General features: G+C 43.5%; 14 protein-coding genes. 5 read left to right on the forward strand and 9 right to left on the reverse strand.

Translation table 11 applies throughout. The features are described from left to right. The first annotated feature begins 8 nt into the window (after window positions 1–8). The 5 genes from IGJ17_RS10365 (at window position 9) to IGJ17_RS10385 (ending at window position 4,363) form a co-directional block, all read left to right on the forward strand. A complete protein-coding gene (locus tag IGJ17_RS10365) occupies window positions 9–725 on the forward strand; it encodes an ABC transporter ATP-binding protein (RefSeq protein ID WP_005235241.1) in 717 nt (238 codons plus the stop codon). After that, complete coding sequence (locus IGJ17_RS10370; RefSeq protein ID WP_429961332.1) at window positions 722–2,209, forward strand: phytoene desaturase family protein; 1,488 nt, start codon at window positions 722–724, stop codon at window positions 2,207–2,209. Before IGJ17_RS10365 ends, IGJ17_RS10370 begins: the two co-directional genes overlap by 4 nt. After that, window positions 2,199–3,122: a phytoene/squalene synthase family protein gene (locus IGJ17_RS10375; RefSeq protein WP_086332483.1), complete on the forward strand. Its 924-nt coding sequence runs from the start codon at window positions 2,199–2,201 to the stop codon at window positions 3,120–3,122. The genes IGJ17_RS10370 and IGJ17_RS10375 overlap by 11 nt, the downstream gene beginning before the upstream one ends. 2 nt (window positions 3,123–3,124) lie before the next feature. After that, the gene (locus IGJ17_RS10380; protein ID WP_429961333.1) at window positions 3,125–3,685 is read left to right on the forward strand and encodes a TetR/AcrR family transcriptional regulator; all 561 of its coding nucleotides are present in this window, start codon (window positions 3,125–3,127) and stop codon (window positions 3,683–3,685) included. 99 nt (window positions 3,686–3,784) lie between these two features. Next, a complete protein-coding gene (locus IGJ17_RS10385; protein ID WP_034872253.1) occupies window positions 3,785–4,363 on the forward strand; it encodes a TMEM175 family protein in 579 nt (192 codons plus the stop codon). Between the two features lie 106 nt (window positions 4,364–4,469). On the opposite strand, the gene IGJ17_RS10390 is transcribed toward IGJ17_RS10385, so the two are convergent. The 9 genes from IGJ17_RS10390 to IGJ17_RS10430 form a co-directional block, all read right to left on the reverse strand. Further along, window positions 4,470–5,474 (reverse strand): sugar kinase, encoded by a 1,005-nt coding sequence (locus tag IGJ17_RS10390; RefSeq protein ID WP_429961334.1) that lies wholly within the window; start codon window positions 5,472–5,474, stop codon window positions 4,470–4,472. Between the two features lie 10 nt (window positions 5,475–5,484). Continuing rightward, window positions 5,485–6,234 (reverse strand): 2-dehydro-3-deoxy-phosphogluconate aldolase, encoded by a 750-nt coding sequence (gene dagF, locus IGJ17_RS10395; RefSeq protein WP_194188318.1) that lies wholly within the window; start codon window positions 6,232–6,234, stop codon window positions 5,485–5,487. Next, window positions 6,231–7,337, reverse strand: coding sequence for a DgaE family pyridoxal phosphate-dependent ammonia lyase (locus IGJ17_RS10400; protein ID WP_194188319.1), 1,107 nt, complete (start codon window positions 7,335–7,337; stop codon window positions 6,231–6,233). Before IGJ17_RS10400 ends, dagF begins: the two co-directional genes overlap by 4 nt. Beyond that, window positions 7,321–8,433 (reverse strand): amidohydrolase/deacetylase family metallohydrolase, encoded by a 1,113-nt coding sequence (locus IGJ17_RS10405; RefSeq protein ID WP_429961335.1) that lies wholly within the window; start codon window positions 8,431–8,433, stop codon window positions 7,321–7,323. The genes IGJ17_RS10400 and IGJ17_RS10405 overlap by 17 nt, the downstream gene beginning before the upstream one ends. 4 nt (window positions 8,434–8,437) lie before the next feature. Continuing rightward, window positions 8,438–9,532 (reverse strand): DUF871 domain-containing protein, encoded by a 1,095-nt coding sequence (locus tag IGJ17_RS10410; protein WP_429961336.1) that lies wholly within the window; start codon window positions 9,530–9,532, stop codon window positions 8,438–8,440. A gap of 1 nt (window position 9,533) precedes the next feature. Then, entirely contained in the window at window positions 9,534–9,785 is a 252-nt protein-coding gene (locus IGJ17_RS10415; protein ID WP_005235223.1) for a hypothetical protein, read from the reverse strand. A gap of 28 nt (window positions 9,786–9,813) precedes the next feature. Then, window positions 9,814–11,112, reverse strand: coding sequence for a PTS sugar transporter subunit IIC (locus IGJ17_RS10420; RefSeq protein ID WP_005225702.1), 1,299 nt, complete (start codon window positions 11,110–11,112; stop codon window positions 9,814–9,816). A gap of 387 nt (window positions 11,113–11,499) precedes the next feature. After that, window positions 11,500–12,804 carry a PTS sugar transporter subunit IIC gene (locus IGJ17_RS10425; RefSeq protein WP_016620486.1) on the reverse strand — a complete coding sequence of 435 codons (1,305 nt, stop codon included), beginning with the start codon at window positions 12,802–12,804 and terminating at the stop codon, window positions 11,500–11,502. A gap of 12 nt (window positions 12,805–12,816) precedes the next feature. Next, a complete protein-coding gene (locus IGJ17_RS10430; RefSeq protein WP_429961337.1) occupies window positions 12,817–14,208 on the reverse strand; it encodes a glycoside hydrolase family 1 protein in 1,392 nt (463 codons plus the stop codon). Between the last annotated feature and the right edge of the window lie 94 nt (window positions 14,209–14,302).

Here is a 14,302-nt window from a genome sequence, read left to right on the forward strand (position 1 = left end):
GAAAAAACATGAGTGCCATTGAATTCAAACAAGTCAAAAAATCATTTAAAGATGGGGACGCGACGATTGAAGCCTTGAAAGAAACCAACTTTTCGGTAGAAAAAGGCGAATTTGTCGCCATCATCGGTCCTTCCGGCTCTGGGAAAAGTACCTTTCTGACGATTGCCGGTGGTCTACAAGCTCCCTCTGAAGGCGAAGTATTTATCAATGACGAACCCTTTAGTAAACAAAAAGAAAAGCAACGGGCAAAAACTCGATTCAAAAAGATCGGCTTTATTTTACAAGCTTCCAACCTTGTCCCTTTTTTGACGGTCAAAAAGCAACTTCAATTGGTGGATAAGGTCAGCAAAGAACCCCAAGAGCAATCAGCTACTGAATTGTTTGAACAACTAGGGATTGAAAAGCTGCAGAACAAATACCCCGATGAACTATCTGGTGGTGAAAGGCAGCGTGTGGCTATTGCCCGAGCGCTCTATCATGATCCCACCATCATTTTGGCAGATGAACCAACGGCGAGTCTTGATTCAAAAAAAGCCGTCGAAGTCGTCAAAATCTTAGCAAAAGAAACCAAAGAAAAACAAAAAGCCACCATTATGGTGACCCATGATACCCGTTTGACAGATTATTGTGATCGGGTCCTCGTCATGAAGGATGGCGTTTTAGAAGAAAAAGAACACACGAAAAAAGAAGCCGAATCAAGTGATTCGCAGAAGGAGCAAGCATGAAAAAAATTATTGTTGTCGGTGCGGGCGTGTCAGGATTAGCTGCTGCTGTCCGTTTGCAAAAACTTGGCTATGACGTCACCCTCTACGAAAAAGAAGGTCAACCTGGGGGCAAAATGAATCAGATCAAGGAAAACGGCTTTACCTTTGATGTGGGCCCCACCATCGTGATGATGCCTGAAATTTATCGTGAAGTGTTTGAATTTGCTGGCGTTGATCCGAATGACTATATTCCTATGGAGAAAGTCGATCCGATGCTGCAGCTGTATTTTGCTCAAGACGAACCGCTGACCTTCTCAAACGACTTAGTAGAATTGACCAAAACGCTAGAAGCGATCTCGGAAGAAGATGCTCAAGGCTATTTTGCCTTTTTAGCAGATATTTACAAACGCTATGTGATCGCCAAAGAGTCCTTCATCACCAAGTCGTTTCGGACATGGCGAGACTTTTACAATCCCAAATCATTATGGGCAGGGTTAAAGCTGCGAACGTTTAGTGACGCCTACTCTTCCATTTCTAAATTTGTCAAAGATGATCGCCTGCGAAAATCATTGGCGTTTCAAACCTTGTATATCGGTGTCTCCCCTTACCAAGGGCCGTCCCTTTATACCATCATCCCTATGATCGAGTTGATGTATGGGGTCTATTTCATCAAAGGCGGCATGTATACATTAGCCACTGGTATGGCACGTTTGTTCCAAGAATTAGGCGGAACGATCAATTACAATACCCCAATCGATGAATTATTGATCGAAAACAAGCAAACCAAAGGCGTTCGTGTCAATGGAGAAACGATCACCGCAGATGCCGTGATTTGTGCGGCTGATTTTCCTTATGCTATGGAAAGCTTGATTCCTGATGAATCAAAACGCGGCAAATACACCAATCAAAAAATCGCTTCGATGGATTACTCTTGTTCTTGTTTCTTGCTTTATTTAGGACTGGACAAAAAATATGAAGATAGCGCACTCCATAGCATTTATTTTGCCAATGATTTCAAACGCAATGTAGACGATCTTTTCGAGGCTGGCAAGCTGCCAGAAGATCCTTCCTTCTACTTGTATCGTCCAACCCTGAAAGATGCTTCCTTAGCACCTGATGGTCAAGAAGGTCTTTATGTATTAGTCCCAGTACCTGAATTATCTAAATTTGATCAATGGACGGATGAAACGATCCAAAGCTACCGCCAGCAGATCATTGGATTATTAAAAGAAAAAACGATCTTTACGGATATCGATGAACACATCGTGTATGAAAAAATGTATACGCCAGATACGTTCAATGATCGGTTCAATGCCTACAACGGTGCGACATTTGGCTTGAAACCAACCTTGTCGCAAAGCAATTACTATCGTCCCCATAATAAATTTGATTATGCAGAAGGCCTATACTTCTGCGGCAGCAGTACGCATCCGGGAGCGGGTGTGCCAATCGTGATGCAAAGTGCCAAGTTAGCTGTGGAGGAGTTGTTAAAAGATGACCGTTAAATCATTAAGCGTCTTTGATGAATACGACAACGATTTTTTATACTGTGAGGCCATCATAAAAAAGCATTCGAAAAACTTTCATACCGCCTTTTCTCAATTGCCAAAAGACAAAGCACGCGCCGTCTATGCCGTCTACGCCTTTTGCCGACGTGCCGATGATGCCGTCGATGAAAAGCAAGACCCATTGTTGATCGAAGCCATGAAAAAACGCTTGGAAGAAATACAAGAACTATTAACCGGCGATGCGATCGACTTGCCGCAAGCCATCAAGGAAGAAGATCCTGATGAAGCCATTTGGCGGGCATTGACCCTTTCTTTCCAACAGTTTGACCTACAGTTTCAACCCTTTTTCGATCTATTGGTGGGACAAAAACAAGACCTTGACTTCCAGCAGCCCACCTCTGAAAAAGAGCTTTCCGACTATAGTTACTACGTAGCCGGCAGTGTGGGTCTGATGCTCTTGCCGATTCTCTCACAAACAGCCGCTGCGATTCAAGAGCCCGCCATAAAATTGGGTGAAGCGATGCAACGCACCAATATTTTACGTGATATTGGCGAGGATCTGCGAATGGGCCGCATCTATTTGCCACAAACGGTCTTGGCGCAATTCAACCTTTCGCGAGAGGCATTAGCAGCTGGCAATCAAAACCAGCAGTTTATCGAGATGTGGGAACACGAAGCGCAACTTGCTGAGACGCTTTATCAGGAATCTTTTGTAATGATGCCGCAAATCGATGAAGATTGCCGTGAAGCTCTATTAGCAGCTGCTTTGATCTATCGGGAAATCTTGACTGTGATCCGCAAAAACAACTATCAAGTATTTGCTGAAAAAACAGCGGTACCGAAACAACGGAAAATCCAACTTTTGTTTACCGCGAAAAAAATGCTTCGTCAGGAACGTTGGGAGGGCTGACTTTGAACTTGCGAGAAAAAATATTACGAGTCGCAGAAAACCTGTTTATGCAGCAGGGGTATCAAGCAACTTCTACTAGACAGATCGCAGAAGCCGTCGGCATCACCCAGCCCAATCTTTATTATCACTTCGAAGGCAAAGAAGCCATCTACTATGAAGTGATGGTCTCTTTGGCACAAGAGGTTTCTGGAAAACTAAATCAGACTGTTGAAGATACTTCCTTGACGATCTCTGAAAAAATCTTAAACATGTTTCTTTTTTTAAGAAGTCGGCATCGCATCAATTTTTATATGATGATGCACGACATTCAGCATACCGTTTCTGAGGACACTTCAAAAAAACTGTACTTGCTTTGGCGGAAAAATTACAAAGAACCGTTTCTTGACTTGTTTCGTCGCAGTGATTCCAATCTCCGTTCGGATGTCGACCCAGAATTTGTCACCAGTCAGTTGTTAGTACTGATGGCGGCTCATTTGGACTCACCAGAAAAAGAAGACAAGATGCCAGAAGCGATCGATTTGTTTTTATTCGGTGCACTAGGCAATGGGCCAATTGCGAAATAGCTGGAACGTTGGCTTTTGTCCCGAGAATAATCATTCGACGAATTTCTGACAATCGCGTACACTGATCCAGTAAACAGAAACTTAAAAGGATGGATGTACATGTCAAAAAATCGAATCGAAGCCTTTACGGATGCGGTCATTGCGATCGTAATGACCTTATTAGTATTGGAATTGCACCAGCCCGAAGGCGATACCTTTGCTTCTTTTTTAGGAGTGGAACAGCAATTTATTATTTATTTGATCAGCTTTGTGATGTTAGCGATCTACTGGAACAATCACCATCATCTATTTCAAGTAGTATCTAAAATCGACGGTTGGACCTTGTGGGCGAATCATTTATTGATCCTGGCACTAACCCTCTTTCCTTTTGTAACGTCATGGGTCAGTCGTTATCCAGTCGCTCTTGCCCCTCAACTGCTTTACGGAGCTGTCATTTTATTGACGGATTTCAGCTATTTCCTTGTAGGAAAGTCCTTGGTGCGTGCCAACCCTGACAATCAAGCCATCGTAGAACTGTTTCGCGGATACAAGAAACTCTACTTTACGTTGTTTATCAACGTGCTGGCATTGCTCCTCGGCTGGCTGGTCCATCCACTACTTATCATCACGCTGGATAGTCTCGTGCTATTGTTGTGGGTGATCCCTGAGAAAAAAGTAGAAACCTTTTTAAAACAATAAAAACACTTGCGTCCTTCTCCTGATGGATAACTGCGCAAAAGCAGAACAATCGGCTGCTTTTGCGCAATCATCCATCGCTTTTAGGAGAAGGATGCAAGTGTTTTTTCTAGCGAATCAAGTCTTTCCCTGGTGCCTGTAAGACTTGTTCCACTTGTTCTTTGGTGGTTAAGGGGACATCTCCCAGCATCGTATGAGCCAATACAGCATTCGTGATTGCAAAATCAGCGGTGCGTTGGAGCGACCATTTTTCGGCATAGCCTAATAATACACCAGCGGCATAGGCATCCCCTGCCCCGATCCGATCCAAGACTTGCAGCAGCTGCGGTGCCGTTTCATAGGCATCCTGCGCCGTAATGATTCTTCCACTGATAAACTGCTTGTCTTCCACGGATAGACGGCGTGTCCCGCAGAACCATTCTAGTTGATACTGGTCAATAAAGGATTGGATCAACGCAAGCTCGGCGCCTTCTGTTTCCTCTAAGGGATATGCCAGCAGCTCCTCCAAGTCACGGACAGAGCCGAAAACTAGATCACAATAAGGTAGAATCGTTTCATACCGTTGTTTTAGTACCTCCCGATTTAATTCTTCATTCAAGCTTGGGCGGAAGTTAAAATCAAAGCAGACGCGAATCTGCTTTACATGGGCCTGTTTCGCCAAAGCCAATGCAGTTTGCCAGGTTTTCTCAGTCAAACTAAGAGAGATCCCGCAAATATGAATGAGATCGACTGTTTCTAGAAATCCATCGATGGCATATTCTTCTGGACCTGAAACACCAAAGGAACTATGATGGCGATTTTGATAAGTCACGTAAGTCGGACGAGCGCCGTAGCCGATCTCGGCGAAATAACTGCCGATATGGCTGTATTTTTTGCCAACAAATGCTGTTTGAATCCCATAGGAACGCAAGCTGGCTTTCGCCGTATCCCCTAAACGGTTGGCTGGCACTTGTGTCAGCATCGACGTCGTTAAGCCGAAATGCGCCAAATTGCCTAACAGATTGACCCCTGTTCCTGTAAAATCCATCCGCAAAGAGTGGGTCTGTTCCAGTGTTCGATATTCTGGTGGCGTCAATCGCATCATTACCTCACCGTAAGCACCGATCCGCATCATTGATCCCTCCCTATTTGGCTGCTGCCAACACCTTTTTCGTCATTTCTGCTAATGTCTGTACATCTTCAGGGCGTGTGTCCCCTGTTTCGCCATCGATGATCGAGCTGTAAATATGTGGAATGATTTTTTTTACTCCTGCATCAACAGCGATCTGCAAGATTTCTTCAAAGTTTTCTAAATCGATGCCGCCGGTCGGTTCCAAATAAAAATCATTCGCAGCACAAGCCTCTGCTACTGCTTGATACTCTGCTTTATGAGCCAACCCTTTCATTGGAAAATACTTGATAGAACTAGCCCCCATGTCTTTTAATAAAGCGATCGCTGTTTCGACGGGGACTTCTGCAGCTGGAGTTTGTGAACTCAATGGTCCAGTAGCAATATTGACATAGCCGACTTTTCCGGTTGGTGAAACAAGGGCATTGACGATCGTTTCAGATTGTCCTAACAAAGCTCGTGAGGTCCCTGCCCCCGTGAATACTTGGTTGACATGCTGTGGCTGTAGAACAGCGGAAATTCGGGAGACCATTTCACTTTGGTTGGGGTCGCCAGCACCAAGCCCTACAGAAAGGGCATTATTTGTTGCCGCTTGATAGTTCTTCATGTCAGCGATAGCTGCCTCATCGCTAGCATAATTTTTTGATAAAACACCTAGGACGATGTTGCCCTCTGCTGCTTCATAACAAGCTTTCGCATTTTCAATAGAGTTTGCTAACACATTCAGACAGATACGGTCAGCGAAATAATTGGGTGAAGTTTTCATTTTTGGGTTGCTCCTAACATAATTTCTTGTAAGCGATCGGTGATCACTGCCATTTCTTGTTCATTGACTGCTCGGATATCAAATTCAATAATGCCGTTATTGGCTTGGTATTCACGGGTATAAATCGCTGGTTCTCCCGCTTTTAGCGCGTCGATCACTGCTTTGGCACTTGGTTCTTTCACTTTGACACTCGCTCGATAAATGTCTCTGCCAGCGCTATCTTGAACGATTTTTGCTTCGAAACCAGTGATTTCATTGATTGCCGCAATAAATGGTTGTAGGCGCTCTTGCATCGAAGCGCCAGATTCTGTTCCCTCCGCTAGATAATCCGTCACGGCTTGGGTAAATCCGAGAATATTGTCTTTACCGATTTTCATTGCTCGACCAATACCTTTGGATTGCAGGCGCACCCAAGAGACATAGGGCTGCTTGCCGATCACTAAGCCAGCACTTGGTCCTGACAGTGCTTTCGCACCTGAATAGATCACTAAATCAGCACCTGCTTGGGCATAGGCAAACAAATCTTCCTCAGCAGCCGCATCAACGATCAATGGAAGATCGTGTGCCTTGGCAACTTGGGCAGTTTCTGCTACCGTCAGCATACTTTTTTGAACGGTGTGATGACTCTTTATGTAGAGGATTGCCGCTGTTTCGGGCGTGATCATCTGTTCAATGTGCTCGGGTGTGCACATATTGGCATAGCCTGCTTCCACGACTTTTCCGCCCCCTTGCGCCACCATCACTTCCACCGGTGTGCCATAATCTACGTTGTGGCCTTTGGGCAAAATGATCTCCCGCTTGCTGATTTTCTCACTATATGGGTGGTACAAATGATAGCTGTCTCCTTGACCGATGAGTGCCGCCACTGATTGGGCGATTCCCGCCGAAGCGGAAGAAACGATTTGCGCATCTTCCGTTTTCAACAATTTTGCTAAATAGGCACCGGTTTTTTCTGCTAGATCTGCCATTTCAAAGAAATGCTCCCCGCCATAGCGCTGGGCTGCAAGCACGCCTTCGCTGACTTTCGAGACACCTAGAATCGTCATTTTGCCAGAAGCATTGATGACTTCTTTCAAGCCTAGTTCTTCAATATTCAGTGTCAAAAAGTTCCCCTCCTATCACCGCTTTTTGCGGCACGATCTGTTGTGTCGTGATTCGGCGATTGCCGTTAGAATCCGTCAATTCCTTTTCGCCCTCTTCAAAGCGGAAAATCGTAAAATCAGCATCATATCCCAATGCGATCTCGCCTTTGTTCTGTAAATGAAATTGCTTCGCAGGGGCACTGGTCACCTTCTCGATGATCTCACGCCAATCATACCCTACGACCGCTAATTTTTCCATAGTCGTCGCTAAATCAAAAACAGGTCCATTGGTACGATTGCGGATGTAGATATCCGTACTAATGGAAGAAGCCTTTAGCTGATTGGCAAAGGCCGTCTCCGCCACATCAAAATTGAAACTGTCTGTCCCATGACCAATATCGAAGACCAAGCCTTTTTTATAGGCAGCAAAGACGAAAGGCTTGATGGTTTGGTTCGTCTGATCCAAAATCCCATTGGCTTTGCCGTTAAAGCAATGGGTCACCACATCACCTGCTTCCAATTCAGCGAGAATCTCTGCTAAATTCGGTGGTGCTGAACCAATATGGACCATCAGAGGCAACGGTTGATTTTCAGCTTGGATCGCTTTGGCTAATTTCAACGGCGTGATGCCATTTTCGCCGATCACCGTTTTACTCATTCGGGCTTTGATCCCGACGATAAAGTCAGGAAACTTCTGCAACGCTTCTTTGACCAATTCTTTTTTGACTTTTGACAGATCCGCAAGTTCATCCTGCTCTACGATCCCCCATTTGGAAATATTGACTAAAGCAAAGACATTGGTTTTGGCTTCTTTGGCTAAATCATAAAACCGATGGATATTTTCGGCGCCAGTCGTCCCCGCATCGATAACGGTCGTGACGCCTTGTTTGACACCGATCTCGTCTGGATAATCATAATAGAGCGTCATTTCCTCGAAACAATGGACATGGTCATCGATCCAACCAGCTGACAAGAACTCCCCTTCTGCTAAGGTCAGCTCTTGTTTCGCCTGCTCCTTCAACGTGGGTGCCAAAGCAGTGATTTTGCCGTCTTGAACCCCAATATCAAATACTTCTTCATCGATCGTGCGGGCTTGACGAATAATCAAATCAAACATTTCGTTACACCTTCCTCTCTGTGAAAGTGAATTTCGACCAAGGATGGATAAAGGGCAGCAGAACTAACTCTTGTTCGACGATCGAACCGATTTTATTTTTTCGTGGGTCTGAGTGAGGCTCTAGCACTACTTGCAGCTCGTTTTTGTACTTGCCAAAACGATCATTGCCGATCACAACATCCCCTCGTTGAAAGACTCCTTCGTGGTCATGAGCAGGATTGTCATGGTTCTTATACTTTTTACGAACTTCTGTGGAACGGATCATCCGATCGGTGATGTCGCCTCGACGGTAATGCTGCTCGTCCAGGGCGATTTGGCGTTCAACTTCATTGATTTCAGGCACAAATTCAATAGCAAATGCGGTCTGGTAGCGATCAATCGCTCCTAGTGCCGCCAATTCTGCTTCCGAAGCATAAGCATTGCCGATAATGACATCATCAATCAAGCCTGTGGCAAACAAATGCTTTGCGGCAGTTTCTACAGGCATTCTTCGGTGCATTTCTAAGGTCGGTAAGCCATCATTGATATCCCAAGGTCCGATCGTTCCCGTTTGAGAAGAGATAAATGCGGCGGTTCGAATGCCTTTTTCCTTGAAACGACGACTGCATTTTTCAAAGAAATCATAGGGTAAGGCAGTCCCTTCTTGCGGATAGAAATTGTGGCAGCCGTATAAGTAAGGAATGTTGGCTTGATAGGTCAAAATATTGTCTAAATACGCCACATCATTGCTTATATTCAATTCAACAGCTAAACCAAAGGGATTATAGGTCAACATCGCTTCTTTGTTGCCGTCAAAACCTAAATCTAAACGAATTCCATCGGCACCTAGTTCATGGAAAAAGGTCAAATCATCATAGGAGATGCCTAGTTCAGAAAAGATGGCTGGTGCCACGTCTAAAATCGATTCATAGCCTAATCCTTTGGCAAAATCAATCAACGCTTTAAATTTTTTCTGCACGTTTTCTTTGCCGTCACTCACTTCCAACATACTCATAAAAATGCGGCTAAAGCCATAATCATGGGCTAATTGCAGATAGGCTTTATCTGTTTCAAAATCACTGTGATCGGGATACACCGATACTCCTAGTTTTCTTTTCAACTTATCTCATCCTCATTTCTTCATAAAAAGCAGTAAAACGTGTCAGTAAAAGCGAACTGCAAACAATCGTCGCCGTCATCGTCAAAAATGGTCCCCACGGAAACTGACGGCTCAGTAGGATCGCTGCAGCAACGCCAAGAATCCCGAACAAAAGCATCCGCCAAAACGGCACTTCTTGAATTTTTTTCCCTTGTGCTGATTTTGTTAACCAAATTTGACAACCAAAAAATAAACAAATGGCATAAATCCCCATGTTTGCACCTCACTCTTTTTTGTTTTGCTTAAGCGGCTGTTTCTTCTTCTTGCTCTCGAGCAATCTGCTGTTTCTCAAAGACTTTAAAGAATGGGTAATAGATTGCGAGTGTGATAAAGAAGTTGACGATCACTAAAATCGCTGCTGCGATACTCCAGTCCGTACTCATCCAGGCGGCGATTGGTGCTGGAATGGCAAACCCAAGTCTGGCAGCCATCATCGGTACAACACCGGTAATGGTAGCGAAGTAAGAAATCGTTGTCGTAATCAACGGTGCCACCAAGAAAGGAATACCTAAGATTGGGTTCATTACGATCGGTGCACCGAAAATCACTGGTTCATTGATATTGAATAGGCCTGGCAAGATGGACAAACGGCCCAATTGTTTCAAGTATTTTGATTTGGAGAAGAAGAACAAAACGACCAACGCTAAGGTCGTACCGGCTCCACCGATCCATACGAACCATTGTAAAAATTGTTCTGTAAAAATATTAGGCAATTCATGCGCATTGCCAGATGCTTGGAAGGCTTCCATATTTTCAGCAATGGAAATATCCCAAAATGGACGAATGACAGGACCCATGATGGCTGGTCCATGAATCCCCAGTACCCAGAAGAAACAGATCAAGAAGACAGTCAATAAACCACCAAACAAGCTGTTACCCGCTAGCACGTCTTTTAACGGCATCAACAAATTACTTAAAAAGCCATTGATATCAAAACCAAGCATATGACGGATCACCCAGAATAAAATCAGGATCGCTCCACCGGGAATCAACGCCATGAATGAATTCGTCACTTCTGGTGGCACGCCATCTGGCATTTTGATGGTAATGTTTTTTACGATAAAGAAACGATAGATTTCAACGGACAAGATTGCCGTGACGATCGCACCAAACAAAGAGCCGGAACCTAGGTTGGCCACATTGATATAACGCCCGGCATCAATGATACCTTCCACAGAATCAAAGACTCGCAACGGTGGTGCAGCGGTTACAAGAAAGGACATCGTTGCTAAGATACCCGCAGTCAATGAATCCAGCTTGTAGCTTTTGGCTAGCGATGAAGCAATCCCATACGTTGCATATAATGCCAATAATCCTACTGTATAACGAAATGGAATATCCAAAACTTCCCGATACGGTTCGATCACCGCAGCGACCGATTCAATGGGGAAATTCAGCAAAATCGTAAAGAACGACCCAACGATCGTTAATGGTAAAGTAGCGATGATCCCCTTTCGAATCGCTACCATGTGCCGTTGCATCCCCACTTTATTTGCAATCGGCATCAATTTCTGTTCAATAAATTCTACAAACCCTTTCATAATTGCCTCCTTAGTTTATAACATTATAATGTTTATACAAGGATAATAGCACAGAGGATCAAGGTTCGTAAATAGTTTTTTAAACAGTAGATAGAATAATCTTTTCGCAATAACATTTCTTACAGTAACCATCAAGCGTCCTATCGTTGTCCTTTCGGTCGATACTGATACATAAATCGATTTTGGATGACGGTACAATTGATGATAAGTAACAAAATGAAAACTGGCGCCAAAGGAGTGCGGATCAACAGGAAAAACAAACTGAGTAAAAAAAGTAAGGAAACAAGTAATAGTTTCCAAAAAGACAGCGTGATTCTAGCATTATTTTTTTCTAAAAGAAGATGGGTCAGAAAAATCAAGAGCAAACAACTCACTACTAGAACCATTCTACTCACCTTCTTTAACTGTTTCTAGCTCTTGCGCCACTTGAAGTTTCTCAAATGCTTTGAAGAATGGATAATAAATCGCTAACGAAACGAAGAAACAGACGAAGACCATCAAACAAGCAACCCAATTCCAATTTGAGGTAATCAATGCGCCAAGAGGTGCGGGAATCGAAAATGGTGGTTTGACCATCATCTTAGGCATCCAATCTAAAGCGGTAACGATATAGACTAAGATAGTATTAGCGATTGGCACAAGAATAAACGGAATTGCCAACAGTGGATTCATCACAATTGGCGTCCCAAAGATCATCGGTTCATTAATATTAAAAATCCCTGGTAAAATGGAAAGACGACCCAATTGTTTTAAATAGTTTGAACGAGAGAACATAAACAAAACAACCAATGCAAGCGTTGATCCAGTACCACCCATTTGCGCATACCATTGATAAAATTGTTCGGTAAAAAGATTTGGTAGATCAAAGGCAGACATCCCATTTTGGAATAATTCCGCATTTTCTAAAATTGCTTGATCCCAAAATGGACGAATGATGGGTCCTAAAACGGCATGGCCATGAATACCCAATACCCAGAAAACGCAGATAACAAATTGTGTGATGATCCCACCAATCAAATTATTTCCCGTTAAGAACCCTTTTAAAGGAGAGATGGCGATCGTCAGTAATCCATTTAAATCGAAGCCGAAAAAGTGGCGCGGAATCCAAAAGACTAAGATAACCAGCAAGGTTGGTAGGAGTGCCGCAAAGGATTCGCCTACAACAGGCGGTACGCCTTCTGGCATCTTGATTTCCAAGTTTTTTGCTTTTGTAAAATGATAAATCTCTACTGAAACTAGCGCCGCAATGATCGCACCGAATAATCCTTGTGATCCAAGTGAAGCGATGGGTAAATACCTTCCTGCAAGTACGGCATCTCCTGTCGTGCTGATGCCTTCCGCCAAATTGATTGGAACGACCATTAAAATCGTCGCTAACATGGATAAAAACCCACTTGTTATCCGATCGAGTTTGTAACTTGCACCTAAGTTGGAGCCGATCGTAAATGAGGCATAGAGAGACATTAGCCCCACCGTAAATCGAAAAGGAATGTCAAGTGCCGGTAAATAAGGAGCGACCCATTCGGTATAACCAGGAATCGGCAAATTTAAAATAATGGTGAAAAAAGAGCCAACGATCGTGAGCGGCAAAATAGAAATCAACCCATTTCGAATTGCCTGCAAGTGCCGCTGCTGTCCAATAGCATTGGCAATCGGTAATAACTTCATTGCAACCGAGTCTAAAACTTTCATTATAAAAACCTCCTAAAATTCGTTTGAAAAACCATTTCTTTGAATCACTTCTTTAAACCATAGACCAGACTTTTTCACCGTTTTTTCTCCTGTTTCTAAATCTAAGCGATAAAAGCCATAGCGATTTTTGAACGCATTTTGCCAACTCCAACAGTCCACAAATGTCCACATGTGATACCCCAGACAGTTACTACCCTCCGTCATTGCTTGGTGAAGCTCAATTAAATGCTCTTTTAAAAAAGCAATCCGATAGTTGTCTTGTACTTGCCCCCCTTCGATAAATGTTTCTTCTCCCTGAATCCCGATGCCATTTTCTGAAACAAACCAATCAATATTCCCGTATTCTAACTGGATTTTTTTGGCGATATCATACAAGCCATGAGGATAAATCTCAATCCCCCTTGAAGTATTCATCCTTCTGCCGGGCATCTCGTAATCATCGTAAAACCATTCTGGCGAGAAAACTCCCTCGGGATTAGGCAAAGATTCTTTGGCTTTCACTCGCCGTGGACGGTAATAATTGATTCCTAACAGATCAATCGTTGTTTCAGCAATCAAAGCAAGATCTTGTTCCTCCACTCGTGGCATTTGGTCGTAGCGCGTTAAAATAGCCTTTAACTCCTGGGGGTAACGACCCTTTAAAATCGCTTCATTAAGCGAGCGAGTATAGAAGAGGTCTGCCATTTCCGCTGCTTTTAAGTCGGCAGGATGCTGGCTTCTTGGGTAAACTGGAATCACATCCATAATGATACCGATTTTTCCTTGATATGTTCCTTGTCGAAAGACCTTAACTGCCTCACAGTGAGCAAGGATGATATGGTGAAGTACTTGCGCCGCTCGTTTAAAATCAACTACATAAGGATAGTGTCGGTCATGCAAATAGCCGGCTTCTGCTGGAATCATCGGCTCATTAAAGGTAAACCAGTACGCAACTTTCTCATGAAATAGATCAAAACAAATTTTTGCATACGCCCGATACGCTTCGATGACCTCACGATTTTCAAATCCGCCGATTTCTTGTAATTTCATTGGCATGTCAAAGTGATAAAGATTGATAAACGGTTTGATGCCTCTTTGATTTAACCCATCAAGCATTCTGGTATAAAAGTCAACAGCTTCTGGATTAACTTCCCCTGTACCTTCGGGAATAAGACGTGACCAAGAGATCGAAGTCCGAAAAGAATTAAAAGAAAGTGCCGCCATTCGATCCAAATCCGCTTCCATTTCCTGATAAAACTTTGATGTATGTTCTGTTGTAACTCCTTCAAAAAACCGATGGTTATAGTTTTTTGATGCATAATCCCAAATGTTTTCTCCTTTATTGTCTCCAGCAATCGTTCCTTCTGATTGTGTCGCACTTGTTGCTGCACCCCAGAAAAAGTCCTTCGAAAAATTATACGCCATGTCGCCCTCCTACAATTCCTTTTTTACTAAGCGAAGCATCCGCTTACATTATTGAACAACGAAAGTATAGCATGAAGTAAAATCAATATAATGT

The sequence above is a fragment of the Enterococcus sp. DIV1096b genome (assembly GCF_050498765.1).
Lineage (GTDB): Bacteria > Bacillota > Bacilli > Lactobacillales > Enterococcaceae > Enterococcus_D > Enterococcus_D entomosocium.

Bases quoted from the DNA above. Each gene is read 5' to 3' on its own strand.
- IGJ17_RS10365 (WP_005235241.1), top strand. From the start codon at position 9: ATGAGTGCCATTGAATTCAAACAAGTCAAAAAATCATTTAAAGATGGG.
- IGJ17_RS10370 (WP_429961332.1), top strand. From the start codon at position 722: ATGAAAAAAATTATTGTTGTCGGTGCGGGCGTGTCAGGATTAGCTGCT.
- IGJ17_RS10375 (WP_086332483.1), top strand. From the start codon at position 2,199: ATGACCGTTAAATCATTAAGCGTCTTTGATGAATACGACAACGATTTT.
- IGJ17_RS10385 (WP_034872253.1), top strand. From the start codon at position 3,785: ATGTCAAAAAATCGAATCGAAGCCTTTACGGATGCGGTCATTGCGATC.
- IGJ17_RS10390 (WP_429961334.1), bottom strand. From the start codon at position 5,474: ATGATGCGGATCGGTGCTTACGGTGAGGTAATGATGCGATTGACGCCA.
- dagF (WP_194188318.1), bottom strand. From the start codon at position 6,234: ATGAAAACTTCACCCAATTATTTCGCTGACCGTATCTGTCTGAATGTG.
- IGJ17_RS10405 (WP_429961335.1), bottom strand. From the start codon at position 8,433: ATGTTTGATTTGATTATTCGTCAAGCCCGCACGATCGATGAAGAAGTA.
- IGJ17_RS10415 (WP_005235223.1), bottom strand. From the start codon at position 9,785: ATGGGGATTTATGCCATTTGTTTATTTTTTGGTTGTCAAATTTGGTTA.
- IGJ17_RS10420 (WP_005225702.1), bottom strand. From the start codon at position 11,112: ATGAAAGGGTTTGTAGAATTTATTGAACAGAAATTGATGCCGATTGCA.
- IGJ17_RS10425 (WP_016620486.1), bottom strand. From the start codon at position 12,804: ATGAAAGTTTTAGACTCGGTTGCAATGAAGTTATTACCGATTGCCAAT.
- IGJ17_RS10430 (WP_429961337.1), bottom strand. From the start codon at position 14,208: ATGGCGTATAATTTTTCGAAGGACTTTTTCTGGGGTGCAGCAACAAGT.